A 20,246-nucleotide genomic window follows, 5' to 3' on the forward strand; every position below is an offset into this window, starting at 1 on the left:
GTGCGCTACATAGTAATCTCATAGTGTGATTCCATCTCAGTCAGGTCCATTGTTAGAGTAATATCGTAGAACCTAAAACTTATTTGAAGTAAATCTATAGCTGCATCTTCGCATTACTAAATATGCCCAACATTTGTTGGGCTTATGATGCACAGGCTTATTATATTAAAAGCGCCTGATTTGTTGCTATTAGTTTTTGCTTAATGCATTTTCATCGGCTCTTGAGTCAGAATGTTTACCTCAAGGTAAATACTTGCTCAACAGAAACAGAAAAATGAGCCGCTATTTTTAGTGCAATAACCACCGACGGTGTAAAACGCCCGGTTTCTACTGTGCTAATGGTTTTTCTAGAAACGCCTATGGCATCTGCCAACTCTTGCTGAGATATTTTATGTTGTAACCGAAGTTTGTGAATATGATTATCTAAATCTTCATTCATAAAGCTCTTCCTTGCCAAGTTTCCACAAAATCAATGCGCCATGTGTAGCAGCTGCTAAGCAAAGCAATATTTGAAGTGCATCTGTGGGGTTGAAAGGGGCTATTAATTCCACAAACCACTTACTGTCGCCACTATAAGCGAGAAATGCTCCGCCAATTACCATAATATGACAAGTAGCGCGAAGGCTGAGCGAACTAACATAATCCACATACTCGTCGTTAAATTTATATGTCCAGAAACCAAGTTTTGATATGTGCTTAGCAAACTTCATCGATTTAGTACTTAACACAAGAAAATAGATAAAACTCGCAAATAAAGTTAAATCTACTAGTAAATATATAACTGAATTGGTTTTGCTGATTACTGTTGAAAGCAGCTCTGCTAACAAGAAAAACGCTAGAGCAATACTGGCTTTTCCAGTAATTGTTAAATATTGTTGTTCTTGTTCTGGTAGTACTGAAATCGATTTTGCCATTTGTTGTATATCCCTTTTTAGTGGCGACCCAATAATGTCGCGTTTTGTTTACTCCACTTAAGGTTTCATGTGATACCTAAATACACCATATGTAACCCTTAGGTATCAATGATACCCAAAGGTTACATAAAGGCAACCTTTTTTTATTCTTTAATTCGCGTTAAGTGAGTACTAAGCCTGTACTAATCTAATACTTGGATAAAAATGAGAAAGAAAATTTAAAAAACAAGTGAGAAAATAAATTAAAAATATAATTTAAAAACAATGCTTTACATTGTTTTTGCTAAATTTAATTAACAAGTTGAACCAAAGTAGGAACTCAGATATGGTTGTTTTATTAATAAAAATAAATTTAAACGAGTTAACCTAAAAGGGGCCTATAGTTACCTATGATCGAGAGCGCGGAGGAATTTAAAAGATTAAGAGAAAGCAATATTCCAGAGGAGTATTGTCGCGCTGCTCATGAAGGAGCCGACATTCAAGTATGGAAATGTGTGCTAGAAAAATACCCAGATATGGCATTTTGGGTGGCACAAAATAAGGCTGTTCCAATCGAAGTTCTCGAAGTGTTATCAAAGCACCCTGATCCAAAAGTTAGAGATATGGTTGCAAGAAAAAGAAAAATAACAGAATCTTTAATGCTAGCCTTTGCGACTGACAGTGACCCGTCAGTAAGAAACGCACTGGTAAATAATGGCAAGGTTACCGAGCGAGTTTTAAAAATATTAGTTAATGATTCGTGGCAAACCGTAAGTGAGCGTGCAGCTGAAAAACTACTAGCTCTAACAAAGTCATAATTTTTAGTGGGGTTAACAAGGAAGGTATGCGTTCAATTCAATTTTTAGGTTTATTGACATCAATAGTGTCATTTTTGTGTTTGTTTGGGGCTTTAGCTCCGCTTTCGCCTGACAGTAGCGCTTCAGTAGAAGGTGCTATTGGCTTGTTTTTAATGTTTTTTGTAGCACCACTTTTTGGTTTTTCAGCCTTGTTGTTAATTCCTTCATCTATCGCACTATTTAATGCTAAGTTAAGAGCGAACACTTATTTTTATGGTAAGTTTTGGTACGGTGTATGGGGCATTAATAGTTTGATATCTATAGGGTATGTGTTTGTAATTTTATATATTGGTTATATTTACTTAACTTTAAAAGTTAGCAACTAGTACTGTAATTAAACTTCAGTGAAATAACGTTTACGTTTTGATGCCCGTTTACCCACTACTTTATACTTTAATCGCCGTTTTTCTAATGGTTTGTAATCAGCAGGTATTAAGCTCCTTGGTTTAATTAAGTCTTACAAGTTTCCCCGCTAGGCTAGGCTAAAACTAATCAATATTAAAAGCTCATTCAACTAATTTGCTAATGGCAAACTCACTGTAAAAGTGACCCCATTATTTTGTGTATTATTTTGCGCAGTTACACTGCCTTTATGGTAATCGCACACCAGCCTTACAATATAAAGCCCTAAGCCTAAATGCGGTTGCTGCTGCATGTGCTGGCTGCGCACAGACACCATAGAATCAAATATGTGCTCGCTTAACCCTTCGGGTAATAATGGGCCTGTGTTACTTACGCTAAGAACTGCTTGTGTATCTTTGCTTTGTAACGTTACGTTAATCGCGGTATTAGCTTGGCTAAACTCTAATGCGTTATTAATGAGCTTATCAAGCAGCTGCGCTATAAACTCAGGTGCGCCTTGCATAGGTAATTTGTTTTGGCATACATCAAGCGTAAATAACTGGTTTGGGTAAGTAAGCTGATAGCCTTGCATGCAACCATTTATTACTTTTTGTAAATCAAAAGGCTCAGGCTCGTTACTTTGAATACTTTGCTCAAGGCGAGTAGCCTCACTCATGGTGGTAATTATTTTACCTAGGCGCTCTACGCCTTCACTGGCGCGATCGAGGTATTTTTGGCTAAGTTCGGTTTGTTCCAAACTTTGTAAGTTTTCAAGGGATGATCGCACCACGGCAACAGGCGTGCGTAGTTCGTGAGATAAACGCGACGACATGTTTTCTAAATAGTCGGTATAGCCGCCCAATCGGCTCACAATATTTGCAAAGCTACGCGACAGGTCGCCAATTTCATCATTAGAATCACTGTAACTAATACTGCCAGTAACACGCCCTTGTGCATCTATTGCTTGCTCTGCGGTATCGCGAAGGCGCCTGATACGGCTTGATATTCGTGATGCAAAAAAGAATAAAGTCACGGTACCAATCAGCATCACGGCTAAAATAACGTTAAATAACTTTTCGAGCGATTTATTACGAAGCGTACGCACACCATTTGTAGTTTCTTCTGCTATTACTGCACCAATGACTTTGTCTTCAATCCAAATAGGGTAGGCGGCAGATAAAATAACGGCTTTGCTATCGGGGGTGAGCCGCCAAGACGATGCAGGTTGGCCTTTTAATGCATTAGCTAAATGACTGCCTTGCATAGATGCTACGTCGTGTAGGGTATCTATAAATTCGTTTTCAGGTCGGGTTAAAATTTTATAATAAAGTGGGTGCAAATAGGTTTGCTCAAAGCGTTGCCAGGCATTTTTTGGTGGCTGATTTTTAAGACCATCGGCCCATACTCCATCAGCATTTTGAATCGTGCCCGATTGCGCAAGTACGCGGTGATGATTGTCTACAACCCATATACGGCTGCCACTGTGGCCCATCCCTTTTAAAATGCGGCTAATTTCTGGTGAAGGCACAAGCACGGAGCCTAAATCGCTTGGGTTGTTTAAATTAGAGGTCGACATAACGTTAGCGTTAGGTAATTCGCTTAAGCTATCGGTATCTACAATAGCAAAACCTAGTTTGTTTCCTAGCATGGCTAATGGAAAGCGCAGTTCAACGGTGTAGCCTGTTTGGGTGCGTTTAAAATAGCCCTGAATTTTTGTAAGTGGTGCTTTGGTGTCTGCATTAAATGCGTTAACCCAGCCGTCTTGCCTAGGGGCGATGATATAGGTATTAAATTGGCCATCAGGGGCTTTTAAACCAATTTTTAAATGGTCGTTATTAGTAATGCTTAAGCTGTTTTTAGCACGATAAATAAGTGTGTTGTCGGTAACATTAAAAACGGCATATAAGTAGTTATCAAATTTGCCTACCATGTGGTCGAATGACAAATCGCTGGCTTGGTGGTTTTTATTGGTTTTTTGTAAATAGCGTTTATCGTAATGCCAAAATAGCGCTTTGTAGGGTTCCCAGTCGGTTAGTTTGCCATCGAGCTGAATAGGGTTTTTTAAGTTGTAGGCGTATAAATCGCGGCCTTTTATTACTTGGTCTAAAAAGTTGGTTTGCTCGTCAAATAAGGCTGGGCGTTCGTGCAGAGCAGTGGCAAGTGCACGCGTTGTGCCTACGAGTGTTTTTTCTTGGCCTTGGCGTAAAAACTTTTCCATTTCCCATACGTACTCGTAGCCTAGCCACGGCAGTAAAAATAAAAAACAAGAAAGCACAATAAACTTACTACGTAGGCCAAATCTAAGCATTAATGCTGCTCCCACCTATAACCCATACCATACACGGTATCGATACAATCAAATTGTGAGTCGAGGGCTATAAACTTTTTACGAATGCGTTTTACATGAGAGGTGATGGTGCTGTCGTCCACATATATTTTTGCATCGCTCATTAAATCGTTACGGCTTTTTACATGGCCCGGACGCTGCGCCAGTGAATGCAGCATCCAAAATTCGGTCACGGTTAAATCCACTAATTGCTGTTGCCAAAATACTTGCATGCGTTGTGTGTCGAGCGTTAACTGCCCGCGTGTTATAAGTGCATTGGCATCGGCGGGGTGTTCAAGGGCTTCCATTCTGCGAAATAATGCGCCTATTCGTGCTGCTAAATGTGCCAAGCTAATGTCTTTTGTTAAGTAGTCGTCAGCGCCCATACGTAGGCCGCAAACTGTGTCTATTTCGCTATCGCGTGCGGTTAAAAAAATAATAGGGAGCGTTTTAGATAAGGTACGGAGGGTTTGGCATAGTAAAAAGCCGCCATCAATTTCGTGGCCAAGGCCTATATCAACGATGGCTAAATCGGGGAGTGCGTCTTTAAATGCACTTTCTGCCGTTATGCGGTCGCTGTAACCACTCACTTGGTAGCCTTGTGCGCCTAACATTTCCATGTAGTTTTCGCGAATGGCGGTTTCATCTTCAATGATGGCTATTTTTTTCATTCTACACACCCTTATTTATTTTAAAACGCACTATATCGAAGTTTTTCAGCTATGTACGGTTAAAAAGGCAATTGCCATTTTTTTGCCACAATTGCTCAGCGGTTTGCCATTTTTGCTCCCCTTTGTTGCCACTTGGTGTTGTTTTAATGCACCTATCGAAACAAAACATCACAAAGTTAAATCAATTTTAAGGATCATATTATGAAGAAGACATTAATCGCGCTAACGCTTGTTGCTGGTTTTTCTACTCCGACATTTTCATCGGCATCTGAACATTCGCCCTCAAAAGAAGCAACTCAAGAAACCGCAATAGGTTTAGGTACAGGCGCTATTATTGGTGGTGTGGTTGGTGGACCAATCGGCGCGTTTATAGGCGCATTTGCTGGTGGCTTAATTGGGGATGCAAAGGTCGCCGACAACAAACTTGATGAACAACAACGCGCCTTGGCAGTAATGAAACAAAAAACCAACGACTACCAACACGTACTTAATCATAACAATCTGTTAGAGCAGCAAATAGAGGTGCTTGCACAGCAAAACGAGCAGTTAACACAATCTCAAATTAATAACCTGCTTGCGATGACCGTTCAATTTAAAACGGGTTCAAGCACCATAGCGCCTCACTTTGCTAAACAGCTCGACCAGTTAGTTGTACTTTTAAACAACCAACCTCAATTAGCGCTTGATTTAAGTGGCTTTGCCGACCAACGAGGAGATGCACAGGCTAATTTTTTACTGTCTAAAAAACGTGTAAATGCAGTGCAAAGTTATTTAATAAAACACGGCGTTAGCCACAAACGTTTAAGTACGCAAGCCTTTGGTGAACAACACACATTGGCAAATAGCAATACCACAGAAGATAACTTTTTTGACCGTCGAGTAACGCTGACTACCCGTTCACTAGCGCCTGTAAATGGCCAAACGGCGAGTAACTAATTTTAGCATTCGATGGAGTGATTTTATGTTGAGTAACCCAACCAAAATGCTTGTTAAGGCAAGCATTTTTATATTCATGGCAATAGCGCTATTAGCATTTAATAGCAGCTATGCGCAATCGCCAAAGCTTGAACTAACCGATACCTTGGGTAAGCCCGTTAGCCCTGCCATAATATTAAAAAGCGACGCTCATATGACAGTAACAGGGTTAATTAACCATGTTGTAGTTAAGCAAACTTATCAAAACGAAAACCCATTTTCGGTGAATGCACGTTATGTGTTTCCACTACCTGACGAAAGTGCAGTGCACGCCATGACAATGCGTATTGGTGAGCGCGTTATTAAAGGGCACATTGATAAAAAAATTGAGGCCGAAAAAAAATTCGCACAAGCTCAAAATGCAGGAAAGCAGGCTGCATTGGTGCGTCAACAACGGGCAAATATGTTTGTCACTAATGTGGCAAATATTGGCCCTGGTGAACAGGTGGCCATTACGCTTGAATATCAAGAAATTATTAATTACCGCAGTGGCACTTTTACTATTCGTTTCCCTACCACAATTACGCCGCGCTACCATGCAATAAATGGCACATTAGAGCAGCCTAGTTCAAGCCTTATGGATCAAAACTTAGCGCCCAGTGGTTGGCTAAGACCGGTTTATAACGTTCAAAAAAATAATGATGCACCTAGCAGTGAGTTTACTTTAAACATAGACATAGATGTGGGATTAGAGCTTGTTGATATAACCTCTAAACATCACCGTATTAATGTTAATAATCCCGCGTTTGGGCAATATAAAATAGCACTGAACGATACAAATGGGGCTAATCGTGACTTTGTTTTAGCGTTTAAGCCGCTTCAAAAAGAAAACGTGCAAGCTGCCTTTTTTACCCAGCAGTTTGAAAACGCAGACCGCTATGGCCTTGCTATGTTAATGCCGCCAGGGGATTATTTTACGCAAACTCAGCGCTTACCCCGAGAAATGGTATTTGTAGTAGATACATCGGGCTCAATGCATGGGCAGTCTATTGAGCAGGCCAAAAAGGCATTATTTTATGCGCTGTCGTTACTTGAAAGCGACGACAGTTTTAACATTATTGGTTTTGATAATAATGTCACCGCCATGAGTGATAGGCCTCTTATAGCCAGTGATTTTAACTTACGCCGAGCAGAGCGTTTTATTTACAGCCTTGAAGCCGACGGTGGAACCGAAATACAAGGCGCGCTTGATGCGGTACTTGATGGCAGTACGTTTGATGGTTTTGTACGCCAAGTGGTGTTTTTAACAGACGGCAGTGTAAGTAACGAAGCTACTTTATTTAAAAATATTCAGGCTAAATTAGGTGATAGCCGTTTATTTACGGTAGGAATTGGTAGCGCTCCTAATAGCTTTTTTATGCGCCGTGCAGCCGATATAGGCAAAGGCACATTTACTTTTATTGGCAGCACACAAGAAGTACAGCCTAAAATGCAGCAGTTATTTGATAAGCTCGCCCACCCAGCCATTACAGACCTCGCTTTAAGCGATGAAAACGGTAACAGCTTAGATTTTTGGCCGTCACCACTGCCTGATTTATATTTTGGAGAGCCTATCATGGTTGCTATAAAACTTAATGATGCTAAAAGTGTGATACTTACAGGGCAAACAGCACAAGGGCCTTTAAGTATTAAATTAAGCACACAAAATAGCTCTCAAGCCAAAGGCATAGCAAAATTGTGGGCGCGTCAAAAAATTAAGTCACTACTTTTATATAACGAGCAAAGTAGTGTTAAAGACGAGGTGCAAAAATTAGCTTTAACGCATCAGCTTTTAAGTCCATTTACTGCGTTTATTGCCATTGAACACACTCAAATTAAAGACGTTGCAGATCAAACTGCGCAAGCCGCTAACGAATTGCCGCAAGGAATGGAAATGCGTTTGCCGCAAACCGATGGTCAAAGTAGGCTGCATATAATGTTGGGTAGTATGTTACTTATAACGTTTGGTGCTCTTAAATTAAAAAGACGCGTTAAAACATGAAAAAGTGGTTAAGTGCAGGGCTATTAATTGCTGGGCTCAGCTTGTTTGGCCACGGTTTGTATATGCAAGCAAAGGCATGGCTTGCACAAGTGCTTATTGAGCATGCGTGGCAGCAAGCGCTTGCAGAGCCTGGTAAAAAAGTAAAACCGTGGTTTTATGCTGACAGTTTTGTAACCGCGCAGCTTCACTTTCCATCGCATAACAAAACGTTAAGTGTGCTCGGTGGTGCGAGTGGTCGAAATTTAGCATTTGCACCAAGCCATTTTTTGCCCGCGGGGGAATTGGGCAATCGCCAAAAGGGAGCGCTAATAGCAGGTCATAACGACACCCACTTTGCGTTTTTACAGCACGCCAAAGTAGGGGAGCAGTTTACTATGCAGTTACAAAGCGGGGAGTTACAGCAGTATAAAGTCACGGCGGTTGATATAATTCATCAATCGCAGCATGACTTTTTACGCACACCGGGGCTTTATTTACTTACCTGTTATCCCTTTGATGCATTAGCATCGGGCACCGATTTGAGGTTATTGGTATCGGCAGAAATATCTTCACCAGATTCACTAAGTGGTATATCAACAACAAGCTCTTGATGGCGCTGACTAACCATAACGCCAATAAATACCACAAAAATACTAAGCCACTGCCAAAGTGTAAGTACTTCTCCCAAAATAATGGCCGATAAAATAAGTGTAAAAATAGGAATTAAATTTGAATACGCCGCTGCAGTAAGCACCGATACCTTGCTAATTGCATAGTTGTACATACCGTAGCCGCCTAAAGTAACGCAAGAGCCTAAATATAAAATACTCATAAGTGCCGTTAGGTCGTGTTGATTTTCGCTGGGTAGGTCAATAAAAAATAAAAAGGGGGCAAAAAACAAACTCCCGCTAATGCCTTGTAATGCAATTAAAGTCAGTGGTGAATAGCGGTTTGCTAAGTGCTTAATACTAACAGTATAAAATGCAGCGCACACCATAGCCATTAACTCTAAAAAGTTACCCAAAATAGGATTAGGCGCTTGTTCTGAACTTGGTGAGAGCAGCGTAAGTAAAATACTGCCGCCAATACATAGCGTAAAGCCCACTACAATAGCTTTACTTATATATTCTTTGAGCATAAAAAATGCTAAAAACGCCACTATTATTGGCAAGCACGACACAATAACACCCGCCTGAGATGCCGATGTATATTCCATTGCGTGGCCTTCAAATAAAAAGTACAAGCAAGGCTCAGCAAGTGACATGCCCACTAAATACTTCCAATCACCTTTTTGATATTCAAAGCGAATAACATAACGCCATAAACACAATGAAATAACGAGCGTAGTAAGCATACGTAAAAATATCACTAATGCTGGATCGTAAATGGCAATGGCGTATTTAAGCGCTATAAACGAACTGCCCCATAAAAAAGTGGCAATAATTAAACATAAACTGGCAGGCATAAGACGTAATTTAAACAATAAAATATAGCGCGATCCTAGCATGAATATTTTTAACTTGTTCAAAAATACCGAGCTGGTATAAGTTAAATCATAATAAAATTTTAATAGCTAAAAACAATGCAAAGGGAACAGATAATAGTTGTAAAGTTAGGTACAAGCGTACTAACTGGTGGCACCGATAAACTAGATAAAGCTCATATGGTTGAGTTAGTTCGCCAATGCTGCGAGCTTAAAAAGCAGGGGCATCAGGTTGTTATGGTATCGAGCGGCGCCGTAGCTGCAGGCCGTGAGCAACTATTAAAATCCTGTGGTACGAGCTTAGTGGATAAACAAATGTTAGCCGCCATTGGGCAGGGCCAACTTATTCATATATGGCAAAGTTTATTTGCCTTGTATGGTGTAAACGTAGGGCAAATGCTGCTAACACGCGCTGATGTTGATGACAGAGAGCGCTACTTAAACGCACGCGATACATTAAAGGCCTTACTTAGTTACAACGTGATGCCTATTATAAATGAAAACGATGCGGTGGCGACGAGCGAAATAAAAGTGGGTGATAACGATAACCTATCGGCCTTGGTGGCTATATTAGCTAATGCAGACAAATTACTATTACTTACCGATCAAGACGGCTTGTTTACCAGCGATCCGCGCACCAATGCCGATGCAAAGCTTATTGACGAAGTAACCCACATAAACGATGAACTGCGTCAACTTGCTGGTGGCAGCGGTACAAGCTTAGGCACTGGAGGCATGGCAACAAAGCTGCAAGCGGCTGATATAGCAAGGCGTGCAGGCGTTGAAGTCATTATTGCCAAAGGCGCTGGCAGCAACGTTATTTTAAAATGCATGAGCGAGCAATTACCGGGTACTCGCTTTTTAAAGTTAACAGCGCCTAAAGATGGTCGCAAAAAATGGTTGTTAGCCGGGCCTAAAAGTAATGGGCAAATAGCAATAGACGCAGGCGCTATTAGTGCGCTGCAAAATAATGGGGCAAGTTTACTGGCCAAAGGAGTCACCAGTGCCTTTGGGGATTTTGAGCGTGGTGATTTAATAGATTTGGTTGATACAAATAACCAAGTAATTGCGCGAGGTTTAACCCGCTTTAGTCGCTCGGAGGTTAATAAAATTAAAGGCGCACATTCAAAAAATATTGCACAGTTACTTAGTTATGACGCTGGGGCAGAAGTATTGCATAGGGATGATTTGGTTCTACTTTAATGCTTAGCTAAAAAGAATGTATTTTAATTAACTGTCTAATTATTTAGTAAAGTTATAGATTATGTCTATACTGGTTAAAAATTATTCTAATTGGGTGTGGCAATGCAAGCCAATTCATGTGGCCACGAGTGGGTAGTCGAACTAACTTGTCAGGAAGACGAAAGCCATTTAGATTCGGCTTTAATAGACGTGCTAGGTGACTTACTAAGCGTAAATAATTTCGCGATTTACATAAACAAGCACGTTACCTTGCAAGCCCCACCTATACTGATAAATACACACAGCAACTTAACATACTTAGAGCCCAGTCAGGCCCAATTAATCCTTAATAAAGCAACGCCTAGTAAAGCAAGGGTTATTCATACGACTGATGATGTAACAACATACATCCCGGTTAATCATAGCGATACCATTCTGGGGTTTTAATTATTAAAACCAAGCAGTTAATAACCGATAGAATAAGTGCATTAGCGATGTACATTTTAAATGTATATGCGAATCAATTATGGATTTTGCATAAGTCGCGGCTTGATCCTTTAACGGGGCTTTTAAATCGCCAAACCTTTGACAAAAAGGTAATGGAAATAGTCACCGGTAATGGTTTTTTATTACCCCGAGAGCAAGCAGATACAAAACGCTGTTGGTATTTAGCCATTGTTGACATTGATTTATTTAAAAATGTTAACGATACATTTGGCCATGTAGTTGGCGACGGTGTAATTGCACAAGTTGCTAAACTCATAAAAAATAATTTTAGAATTGAAGATTATGCTTTTAGATACGGAGGGGAAGAGTTTGCAATAGTGTTTCAGTCGCAAACAAATACAGATGCACTTAATGCACTCACTCGTTTACGACAGCGAGTAGCCAGTCATGATTTTGAGCACATACAGCAGTTAACAATCAGTATTGGCTTTTTAGAGCTACAGAGCGCTGATACCGTTTCAAGCATAGTAAACCAAGCCGACATGGCGTTATATCACTCAAAAAAAACAGGACGGAATAAGGTGACATCATGTCACGAACTTACGCTCAGTAAAGAAGTCAGGATTTCTCAATAGCATTGAGCTTTTTTGATTGTAAAATTGTGCTAAAATCTGGCTCCTTAAATTGTTGTAGTCAGAGTATTAAGCATGAAATTCGTTCGTTGGTTTTTAGGTTGTATAATTTTATTCTTTAATTTTATATTTACTCCTCGTAGTAAAAAGCGTGCAAGCGAAGAGCAAGCCAAGCTTGATCTGCAAACCTCTCATTTTAAACTTTACCAATTTAAAGCATGCCCGTTTTGTGTGAAAGTACGCCGTGCTATTAAGCGCGAAGGCTTAAACATAGAAACACGCGATGCAAAAGACAATGAGCAATATCGTCAAGAGCTACTAGAACAAGGTGGCAAAATTAAAGTGCCTTGTTTACGTATAGAGCAAAATGGCCAAACTCAATGGCTTTACGAATCTAACGATATTATTGCGTACTTAAATAAAGTAGCTGCTTAAACGATTCACTTAATTTTTATCTCACTTATTTAAAGAGACATTATCATGACAATCCGTACTCGTGTTGCCCCGTCACCTACTGGTGACCCGCATCTTGGCACCGCTTATATTGCATTATTTAACTACTGTTTTGCTAAGCAGCAAGGCGGCGAATTTGTTCTTCGTATCGAAGATACAGACCAAGTACGAAGCACACCTGAGTCGGAACAAGCGATAATGGATAGCCTACGTTGGTTAGGTCTTGAGTGGGATCATGGCCCTGATGTAGGCGGTGAATTTGGCCCTTATCGTCAGTCTGAACGTAGCGATTTATATAAAAAATACGCACACCAACTTGTTGAGCAAGGCAAAGCATTTTATTGTTTTGCAACAAGCGAAGAGCTTGACCAAATGCGTGAAGAGCAAATGGCTGAAGGTCTGCGTCCTAAATACGACGGTCGTGGTTTAAACCACACAGAAGACGAAATTAAAGCTAACCTAGCTGCAGGTAAGCCTTACGTTATACGTATGAAAATTCCAAGCGAAGGGACCTTTAAGTTCAACGACTACCTACGCGACGAAATTGAGATCCCGTGGGAAAACGTAGACATGCAAGTGCTATTAAAAGCCGATGGCTTCCCAACGTATTTCTTAGCAAATGTGGTAGACGATCACCACATGCAAATTAGCCATATTTTCCGTGGTGAAGAGTGGATTAACTCAGCACCTAAACTATTAAAGCTTTACGAGGATTTTGGTTGGGAAGCGCCAGTACTTGGGCACCTGCCATTATTACGTAACCCAGATAAGTCAAAGCTTTCTAAGCGTAAAAACCCTACAAGTATCAATTACTACAAAGAAATGGGTTACCTACCAGAAGCGGTACTTAACTACTTAGGCCGCATGGGCTGGTCAATGCCAGACGAGCGTGAAAAGTTCACACTTGATGAAATGATTGAACACTTTGACATGAAGCGTGTATCGCTTGGTGGCCCAGTATTTGACGTAGATAAGTTAAGCTGGTTAAACGGGACGTGGATCCGCGAAAACTTGACTGACGAAGAGCTTGTGCAGCGCTTTGTTGATTGGAAGTTTAATGGCGAAATGCTAGCTAAAGTATTACCAGAAGCTAAAACGCGTATTAATACGCTGTCGGATATGGTTGATTTAGCAGGTCATTTTGTAGGTGGTATTCCAACTTACGACCCAGCACTGTTAACGGCGGGCAAAGCCGACGAAAATGTAATACGCCAAGCGCTACAATTTTTTGTATGGCAATTAGAAGGCTTGCGTAGTTTTGATAAGCCAGCTATTTTTGCCATTGCAAAAGAGGTTGCCACATTCCACGAGCTTAAAATTAAAGACTTTTTAGAGCCAATATTTGTAGCAATCACGGGTAAAACGTCATCGACGTCGGTACTTGATGCAATGGAAATTTTAGGCTCTGACCTATCACGTGCGCGTTTACGTGTAGCACTTGCTCATTTAGGTATTTCTAAAAAGCAGGCTAAAAATATTGAGCGTGCTTACCGCACATACCCAAGCGCATAATCTTTAGTCATACTTTATAAAAAGCCGAGCTTATTAAGTAAGCTCGGCTTTTTTGTTTTAGGGAGCCAGTGTTAATTAGTTCTGGTATTACTGCATTTATTTCAAGTCGTAAGCTTGACCCTTACAAGTAACCGAAATGTCGCAATAAGATTGAGGAGTTTCTCTACAAGAATTAATAGTAAAGGCATTACCGCCTCTGCGCATTGCATCCGCTTTAAGTGAATCAATGGCACTTGATTTAGCGCGATTGTAACTAACGTTACTGTTTGCACCTCGGCCATCTCCATTACAGCTCTCGCCTTCAATTCGGCCTAATAATGAAGCACCGCTTTCATGGGCTTGTTGGTCACTATAAAATTGATGCAGATCTCTTTTATTTACATAAGAACCAATTTCATCACCTAAAACATCGTTGTTTATATTGGTATGGTAAGTAACGCCAGAACACCCAGTTAGTGCAGTTAGCACACAGGTTACAGCAAAAATACGCAGCATAATGATTAATCCCTTAGTTATTGTTGGCTTAAGAACAAATTATCAATAAAAACAAAAGCAAGCAAAAAAAAACAAAAGTAAGTTGTATCATTTTGTAAGTGATTCGACCTCTCTTTAAATTTTTTCTGGTAGTATGGGTAAGTTATAAGCAGTTTAAGCAGTGAACAAACTATGTTAAGTCCTTACTTTCAGCAGCACGCTGATTATGTTTCTATCTCTCGTGAGCAAGGGTGTCGTTTCGCAAAGTGCGTTGCAGATGATTACAATCCACTTCATGATAAAGATGCCAAAAAGTTTTGCGCGCCAGGAGACTTACTTTTTTCTTTAGTGTTAGACCGCTACGGTATAAGTGAGCGAATGGAGTTTACCTTTGCTGGCATGGTTGACGAAAATACCAAACTTAACTTCCCACAAGGGGATGATGAGTTTGATGTAACCAACGGCGATAAAGTAATTTTAAAGGTAAAACGCGAAGGTAAAACCAGCAAATGCCCAACACTTACTAATAGCTTAATAAAAAACTATGTTGAGTTTTCTGGTGCAGCTTTCCCGCATGTCATTATTCCGTTAATGGGCAAGCAAGAGGTAATGATTAACCCAGCGCGCCCTATGGTTATTTACGAATCGATGATTATTAATCTTGATAACATTGAGATTAAAGCACCAACGCTTGAATTTGCTGAGCCAAGCTTTGAATATACAGGTAAACGCGGCAAAATTACCCTGCGCTTTAACCTATTAGAAAACGGCGAAAAAGTTGGTTTTGGTGAAAAGCACATGGTGGTGTCGGGTATTCGTGAGTACTGCCAAGCAACGGTTGATGACTTAATCGCATTTTATAATGAGCGAAAAGCGACCTTAAAACCGGTTTAAAATCAGCATTTAAAAAAGGCGCTATTGATAGCGCCTTTTTTATTGCTAAAGCTCAGGTATAATGGCGCTCTTTGTTATTTTAAAGCTAAGCCTATGTCTGCCACATCATTTTCATCACTTAATCTCGACCCGTTATTATTAACAGCGATTGAGCAAAATAATTACACTCAGCCTACCGCAATTCAGATTAAAACTATTCCGCCAATTCTCGCTGGCAACGATGTAATGGGCAGCGCGCAAACTGGCACAGGTAAAACAGCTGCCTTTGTATTGCCACTACTACATAAGCTTTTAAATACACCTAAAAAAGATGAGCCAGGCATTGCCCGAGTGGTCATTTTAACGCCTACGCGAGAGCTTGCTCAGCAAGTGTTTGCCAGCTTTGAAAAGTACGCAAAAGGCACTAACATTCAGGGCGCTCTAGCGTATGGCGGCGCAAGTATTGGCCCGCAAATTAAAGCACTTAAAACGGCGCAAGTGATAGTGGCAACACCAGGTCGTTTGCTCGATCATATAGTTAAAGGCAGTGTGGTGCTCTCTAGTGTTGATTCATTAGTATTTGATGAAGCCGACCGCATGCTCGATATGGGCTTTATTGATGAAATAAAACGTATTTTGCGCCACATTCCAGGCGATCGCCAAACCTTATTGTTTTCAGCCACATTCGATGACAGCGTGTTTGAGCTAAGTAAAAAACTACTTAAAAACCCCGAGCTGATTGAAGTTGATAAACGTAACTCAGCCGCCGTTGAAGTAGAGCAAATTATTTACGCAGTTGATGAAGACCGTAAGCGCGAACTTGTATCGCATATGATCGGCATGAAAAATTGGCGCCAAGTACTTATATTTACGCGTACTAAACAAATGGCCGATAAGCTTGCCAAAGAAATGTGTAAGGACGGTTTAAAAACAGAATCCATTCATGGCGATAAATCGCAAGGTGGGCGAGACCGTGCACTACAAAACTTTAAAGAAGGCACTACACGCGTATTAGTTGCCACCGATGTAGCTGCCCGTGGTTTAGATATTCCGGCGCTTAAATACGTAATTAACTTTGAATTGCCATACATAGCTGAAGATTATGTCCACCGCATAGGCCGTACGGGTCGCGCAGGCGAGCAAGGCCTTGCAATGTCGCTTGTAAGTATTGACGAGCAATGGTTACTTGAAGAAATTGAAGTACTGCTTGATACGCGTTTAGCACCACAATGGTTAGAAGGTTACGAGCCTGACTTAAACAAAGCCCCTAAAGATAACCGAAAAAACACCAATAAAGCGCGTAAAGATCGTGACAAAAAGCGTATTACAGGTAAAAGGGCACCAAGCAGACGACGAAAATAATAGCCAGTAGCATGGGGCAGTTAATGCCCCATTTAGTTATAAAAAATGAGTTTTAAATAGTATTTAGCAATTTTATACACATCAGCTGCGCTTATTTTAATGGTCACTTTTACATAAAGCGGCAAAATAAATAATCCCCCCTTTAAATCGCAATACTTTGTAAGTGTTTTTTCTTCTTACAAATGTGCATTATTACAGTTTAAATCTATACTTAATCTACGACTAATAGGTTGGTAGAGCGATGAAAGGTATTATTTTTACTGAATTTTTAGAAATGGTCGAAAGCACATTTTCACCTGCCGTTGCCGATCAAATTATTGAACAAAACGAACTTGATTCCAATGGGATTTACACCAGCGTTGGTAACTATAACAAGCAAGAGCTTTTAAAATTAGTGACTTCGTTGAGCAACATCGTCGATATTTCAGTAGATGTACTGGTTAAAGAGTACGGAAAATATCTGTTAACGCGCTTCTTGGTTTACTATCCACAGTTTTTTGAAAACCTTACTACCACGTTTGATTTTTTAGATACCATAGATAGGCACGTGCATGTAGAAGTTGAAAAATTGTATACCGACGTTGAGTTACCTAGTTTTCAAACCAAGCGATTAAGTGATACCCAAATGCAGATGGTTTACCATTCGAGTAATCCCTTTGCAGTGCTTGCTGAGGGGTTAATAGAAGGTGCAGCCGAGCATTTTAAGGAAAATATCAGCATACGCAGCGATATCAGTGACGATCATCAAGTTGCTACATTTAACTTAACTCTGGTCGGTTAAATATGGATGTAGCTCTTTTACAGCGCAGATTAGAACGAGAGCGTTTGGCACGAAAAGAAGCTGAAAAACTACTTGAAGCCAAATCGTTACAGCTTTACGAAGCCAATAAGGTACTCAAAGGTGCGGCTGAAAATTTGGAGAAGGAGGTTGCTAACAGAACTCACGACCTTGAACTGGCTAAACAAGATGCAGAAGCTGCGAATGAGGCTAAATCAGACTTTTTAGCAAACATGAGCCATGAGATTCGCACCCCGATGAACGCCATAATAGGCATGGCTTATTTGGCTTTAGATACTGATCTTTCGGAAAAACAGCGTGACTATGTTGAAAAAATTCATTATTCGGCAGAGTCTTTATTAGGGATAATTAATGATATTTTAGACTTTTCAAAGGTTGAAGCGGGTAAAATAGAGCTAGAACAAAAAGAATTTAATTTTAATACCTTCCTAGAAAACCTTGTAAATATTATTAGCACGCTAGCATCACAAAGAAAAATTGAAGTGGTGTTTGATATTGACCCCTTACTCCCTGACTTTTTTATTGGTGATGCATTAAGACTCAACCAAGTACTATTAAATCTGTTAAATAATGCACTTAAATTTTCAACACGGGGTAAGGTTATATTAGCTGTAAAACTAGTTCAGAAAGTAGATAGTTATTGCAGTGTTGCTTTTTCTATTTCAGATAACGGCATTGGGATGACCCAAACACAAGTTGACTCACTATTTAAACCTTTTACTCAGGCTGACGTATCGACAACCCGAAAGTTTGGTGGAACGGGGCTTGGTTTGGTAATAAGCAAAACATTGGTCGAACTAATGCAGGGCGATATTACAGTAAACAGCAAATTAAATAAGGGAAGCTGCTTTAGTTTTACTATTCCACTCAATTATTCGACTAAGCAAAATGAGTTTGAAATATCACAAATTAGAGCCAAGCGAGCACTTGTTATTGAGAGTTCAGATAGTCAGTTAACATCATTACAAACGCTGCTTTTAGGTTTTGAAGTAAAATTTGACACTGTAAATAACATCAACCAAGTATTAGACCGGCTAGGCATGCTACATAATTACGATTTTATATTTATAGATTGGCGAACTTTAAATTTAAATCATGATAGTGCTGCGCAGTCTTTGCGCAATAAGCTTAAATTAAATGCAAAAAAGCTAATTGTAATAGCGCCTTGTGAAAATAAAGCGCTAAACGAAAGCCTACTAGGGTTTGGTAATAACACTTATAAAGTACTCATAAAACCAATAATTAAAAGTACTTTGCATAACGTACTTTTACAAATTATGCATATAAAAACACTAAAAAAACCAGAATCACAAGAGAGCTTAAATACACAAAACACACTACAAAAACTGCAAGGTATTCATATTTTATTGGTTGAAGATAACCCGCTCAATCAACAAGTAGCTACACAAATACTGCGTAAAAATGGCTTAATTGTTGATATTGCTAACGATGGCCTTGAGGCATTAGATGCGCTAAAACATAAAACTTACGATGGTGTGTTAATGGACTGCCAAATGCCTAGAATGGATGGTTATACGGCAGCCATAGAAATAAAGAAACAAGCAAAGTTTAAAAATTTACCCATTATTGCAATGACTGCTAATACAAGAGAAACGGATCTATTAAAGGCGCAAGATAGCGGTATGGATGGCTATATTTCAAAACCCATTAAGGTTGAAAGTATGTTTGAAGTAATAGCAAAGTGGGTGTGTATTTAATTTTTTTTGAGTTGTTTACTAAATAAGTTGGTGAGATAAAAAAGGCAAGCATTAGCTTGCCAAGAAGGGTATAAATTAGTTTAACTTTACGCTATTTGTTTCTCAGCTAGGTTGAGCTCCATAGTTGCTTTTAATAAACGGTACAGGTTAATTGATGCGTCAATTTCTTCTTTACGGTTTGTTAAGCTTTCAATGTTTAAACCCAGTGGCACATCTAAGTGCGCACAGCTTTTTAAAATTGAATCGAGATTTTCGCGGCAAATACGCACCGATTCACTCAAGGTGTTGTCGGCGTCAAGCATGCGCCATTTGGTCGCCTCAGGAACAGAAATCCCTAGCCATTGCATGAACTCTAAGGTTTTTTCTCCGCCACACGGCGTAAACGTGAGTATAATACGTTTTGGTGCAACGCCTTGTGCTTTGCAAGTACGCGCGTAACTTGTTATTAAATCAATAGTAGCTTGAGCATTATAAACCGCTTGCGATATAAAAAATTGGCAACCTTGTGTTGTTTTTTCTATTAAGCGCTCGTGTTCATTGCGCTTGCTTGCATGTCGCTCTGCAATGGTTACGCCTCCTAAAAAGAAGTCATCACTTTGCTCAGCTAATGTTTTATAAGCGTCAGGTAGGCTTAGTTTAATATCACCTTCAGACGATGGGCTACCCACTAAAACGACATTTTTTAAATCAAACTCGTTTTTAGTTTCATCTAGCCACTCTTTAAATTCAGCCTCACCGCGTTGCGCTACGCTTTTGTAGGTAATTACATCTAGGCGTGATAAGTCTTTTAGCAACTTACTGTACTCACGCGGATCAACCGTTTGTTTAAATGGAAACGGACGAGCCTGATTAGTACGGCTACTCTCATCTTGAATATCGTAAATTACAACACCGTCGTATTCAATTTCGTGTAAGCGGCCTAATAGTTTTTCTGCAATGGTTTTTAACTGCGCTTTATCAGTGCCTATTTTGGGTGGCGTTGTGCCAATAAGATAAACACCTTGATTAGTGTCCTCAATTTTCTCTTGAAGTGATAAAGCCATAATCCTCATTCCAGCTCAATGGTTGATGGATTAAATATAGCAGCCATTTAGACGTCTAGATAGATTTTTTAAGTGAAAGTTTTTCAAGCAACGTGAGGATTATTCATACAAAGGAGTTCCTAAATTAAGTGCATGACACAGTTGTTTACATAATAAAGCGACTGAGGGCTCTTATATTCATTGGCTTTGGGGCATAATTAGTAGTGAAATTGTAAATATTTTGACAACAACTTTGCTCAATTTA

The 20,246-nt window shown here is 39.9% G+C and carries 21 protein-coding genes; 14 read left to right on the forward strand and 7 right to left on the reverse strand.

Annotation, left to right across the window (positions count from 1 at the left end; genetic code table 11):
• Positions 1 to 235 precede the first annotated feature (235 nt).
• Together ATS72_RS14930 and ATS72_RS14935 are read right to left on the reverse strand one after the other, a co-directional pair.
• A complete protein-coding gene (locus ATS72_RS14930) occupies positions 236 to 439 on the reverse strand; it encodes a helix-turn-helix transcriptional regulator (protein WP_008130424.1) in 204 nt (67 codons plus the stop codon).
• Positions 432 to 914, reverse strand: coding sequence for a hypothetical protein (locus ATS72_RS14935; protein WP_058428446.1), 483 nt, complete (start codon positions 912 to 914; stop codon positions 432 to 434). Before ATS72_RS14935 ends, ATS72_RS14930 begins: the two co-directional genes overlap by 8 nt.
• Positions 915 to 1,303: 389 nt before the next feature.
• On the opposite strand from ATS72_RS14935, the gene ATS72_RS14940 reads away from it, so the two are divergent.
• Both ATS72_RS14940 and ATS72_RS14945 read left to right on the forward strand, forming a co-directional pair.
• Entirely contained in the window at positions 1,304 to 1,711 is a 408-nt protein-coding gene (locus ATS72_RS14940; protein WP_033025552.1) for a HEAT repeat domain-containing protein, read from the forward strand.
• A gap of 26 nt (positions 1,712 to 1,737) precedes the next feature.
• Entirely contained in the window at positions 1,738 to 2,076 is a 339-nt protein-coding gene (locus tag ATS72_RS14945) for a hypothetical protein (RefSeq protein WP_058428447.1), read from the forward strand.
• A gap of 188 nt (positions 2,077 to 2,264) precedes the next feature.
• Here the strand turns inward: ATS72_RS14945 and pdsS are convergent, their stop codons facing one another.
• Positions 2,265 to 4,400: a proteobacterial dedicated sortase system histidine kinase gene (pdsS, locus tag ATS72_RS14950; RefSeq protein WP_058428448.1), complete on the reverse strand. Its 2,136-nt coding sequence runs from the start codon at positions 4,398 to 4,400 to the stop codon at positions 2,265 to 2,267.
• Complete coding sequence (gene pdsR / locus ATS72_RS14955; RefSeq protein ID WP_039036477.1) at positions 4,400 to 5,089, reverse strand: proteobacterial dedicated sortase system response regulator; 690 nt, start codon at positions 5,087 to 5,089, stop codon at positions 4,400 to 4,402. Before pdsR ends, pdsS begins: the two co-directional genes overlap by 1 nt.
• Positions 5,090 to 5,290: 201 nt before the next feature.
• Here pdsR and pdsO point away from each other — a divergent pair, with 201 nt between their 5' ends.
• Genes pdsO through ATS72_RS14970 form a run of 3 tightly spaced genes read left to right on the forward strand, consistent with a single transcriptional unit; the run spans position 5,291 to position 8,635 of the window.
• On the forward strand, positions 5,291 to 6,025 hold the full coding sequence (gene pdsO, locus ATS72_RS14960) for a sortase-associated OmpA-like protein PdsO (RefSeq protein WP_058428449.1): 735 nt from the start codon (positions 5,291 to 5,293) through the stop codon (positions 6,023 to 6,025).
• 25 nt (positions 6,026 to 6,050) lie between these two features.
• Positions 6,051 to 8,045 carry a marine proteobacterial sortase target protein gene (locus tag ATS72_RS14965; RefSeq protein WP_058428450.1) on the forward strand — a complete coding sequence of 665 codons (1,995 nt, stop codon included), beginning with the start codon at positions 6,051 to 6,053 and terminating at the stop codon, positions 8,043 to 8,045.
• Positions 8,042 to 8,635: a class GN sortase gene (locus ATS72_RS14970; RefSeq protein ID WP_058428451.1), complete on the forward strand. Its 594-nt coding sequence runs from the start codon at positions 8,042 to 8,044 to the stop codon at positions 8,633 to 8,635. The genes ATS72_RS14965 and ATS72_RS14970 overlap by 4 nt, the downstream gene beginning before the upstream one ends.
• Here ATS72_RS14970 and ATS72_RS14975 read toward each other — a convergent pair.
• Positions 8,530 to 9,489, reverse strand: a complete 960-nt coding sequence (locus ATS72_RS14975) for a DMT family transporter (protein ID WP_008130411.1) — start codon at positions 9,487 to 9,489, stop codon at positions 8,530 to 8,532. The genes ATS72_RS14970 and ATS72_RS14975 overlap by 106 nt on opposite strands.
• A gap of 117 nt (positions 9,490 to 9,606) precedes the next feature.
• Here ATS72_RS14975 and proB point away from each other — a divergent pair, with 117 nt between their 5' ends.
• From proB to gltX, 5 genes are all read left to right on the forward strand, one after another.
• Positions 9,607 to 10,710 (forward strand): glutamate 5-kinase, encoded by a 1,104-nt coding sequence (gene proB / locus ATS72_RS14980; RefSeq protein WP_058428452.1) that lies wholly within the window; start codon positions 9,607 to 9,609, stop codon positions 10,708 to 10,710.
• Positions 10,711 to 10,812: 102 nt separating this feature from the next.
• The gene (locus ATS72_RS18980) at positions 10,813 to 11,136 is read left to right on the forward strand and encodes a hypothetical protein (RefSeq protein WP_235591605.1); all 324 of its coding nucleotides are present in this window, start codon (positions 10,813 to 10,815) and stop codon (positions 11,134 to 11,136) included.
• A 47-nt stretch (positions 11,137 to 11,183) separates the two neighbouring features.
• Positions 11,184 to 11,771 carry a GGDEF domain-containing protein gene (locus ATS72_RS18985; protein WP_235591606.1) on the forward strand — a complete coding sequence of 196 codons (588 nt, stop codon included), beginning with the start codon at positions 11,184 to 11,186 and terminating at the stop codon, positions 11,769 to 11,771.
• A gap of 72 nt (positions 11,772 to 11,843) precedes the next feature.
• Complete coding sequence (locus tag ATS72_RS14990; RefSeq protein WP_006791909.1) at positions 11,844 to 12,203, forward strand: glutaredoxin family protein; 360 nt, start codon at positions 11,844 to 11,846, stop codon at positions 12,201 to 12,203.
• Between the two features lie 45 nt (positions 12,204 to 12,248).
• Complete coding sequence (gene gltX, locus ATS72_RS14995) at positions 12,249 to 13,733, forward strand: glutamate--tRNA ligase (RefSeq protein ID WP_008130406.1); 1,485 nt, start codon at positions 12,249 to 12,251, stop codon at positions 13,731 to 13,733.
• 96 nt (positions 13,734 to 13,829) lie between these two features.
• On the opposite strand, the gene ATS72_RS15000 is transcribed toward gltX, so the two are convergent.
• Positions 13,830 to 14,228 carry a hypothetical protein gene (locus tag ATS72_RS15000; protein ID WP_058428453.1) on the reverse strand — a complete coding sequence of 133 codons (399 nt, stop codon included), beginning with the start codon at positions 14,226 to 14,228 and terminating at the stop codon, positions 13,830 to 13,832.
• Between the two features lie 171 nt (positions 14,229 to 14,399).
• On the opposite strand from ATS72_RS15000, the gene ATS72_RS15005 reads away from it, so the two are divergent.
• From ATS72_RS15005 to ATS72_RS15020, 4 genes are all read left to right on the forward strand, one after another.
• Positions 14,400 to 15,101, forward strand: a complete 702-nt coding sequence (locus ATS72_RS15005; protein WP_039036485.1) for a DUF3581 domain-containing protein — start codon at positions 14,400 to 14,402, stop codon at positions 15,099 to 15,101.
• Positions 15,102 to 15,194: 93 nt separating this feature from the next.
• Entirely contained in the window at positions 15,195 to 16,442 is a 1,248-nt protein-coding gene (locus ATS72_RS15010; RefSeq protein ID WP_058429146.1) for a DEAD/DEAH box helicase, read from the forward strand.
• Positions 16,443 to 16,683: 241 nt separating this feature from the next.
• Positions 16,684 to 17,223, forward strand: coding sequence for a heme NO-binding domain-containing protein (locus ATS72_RS15015; protein WP_058428454.1), 540 nt, complete (start codon positions 16,684 to 16,686; stop codon positions 17,221 to 17,223).
• A gap of 2 nt (positions 17,224 to 17,225) precedes the next feature.
• Positions 17,226 to 18,959: a response regulator gene (locus ATS72_RS15020; protein WP_058428455.1), complete on the forward strand. Its 1,734-nt coding sequence runs from the start codon at positions 17,226 to 17,228 to the stop codon at positions 18,957 to 18,959.
• A gap of 86 nt (positions 18,960 to 19,045) precedes the next feature.
• On the opposite strand, the gene ATS72_RS15025 is transcribed toward ATS72_RS15020, so the two are convergent.
• Positions 19,046 to 20,002, reverse strand: coding sequence for a methylenetetrahydrofolate reductase (locus ATS72_RS15025; RefSeq protein ID WP_006791916.1), 957 nt, complete (start codon positions 20,000 to 20,002; stop codon positions 19,046 to 19,048).
• Between the last annotated feature and the right edge of the window lie 244 nt (positions 20,003 to 20,246).

It is taken from the genome of Pseudoalteromonas sp. 13-15 (assembly GCF_001468205.2).
Classification (GTDB): Bacteria; Pseudomonadota; Gammaproteobacteria; order Enterobacterales; family Alteromonadaceae; genus Pseudoalteromonas; species Pseudoalteromonas marina.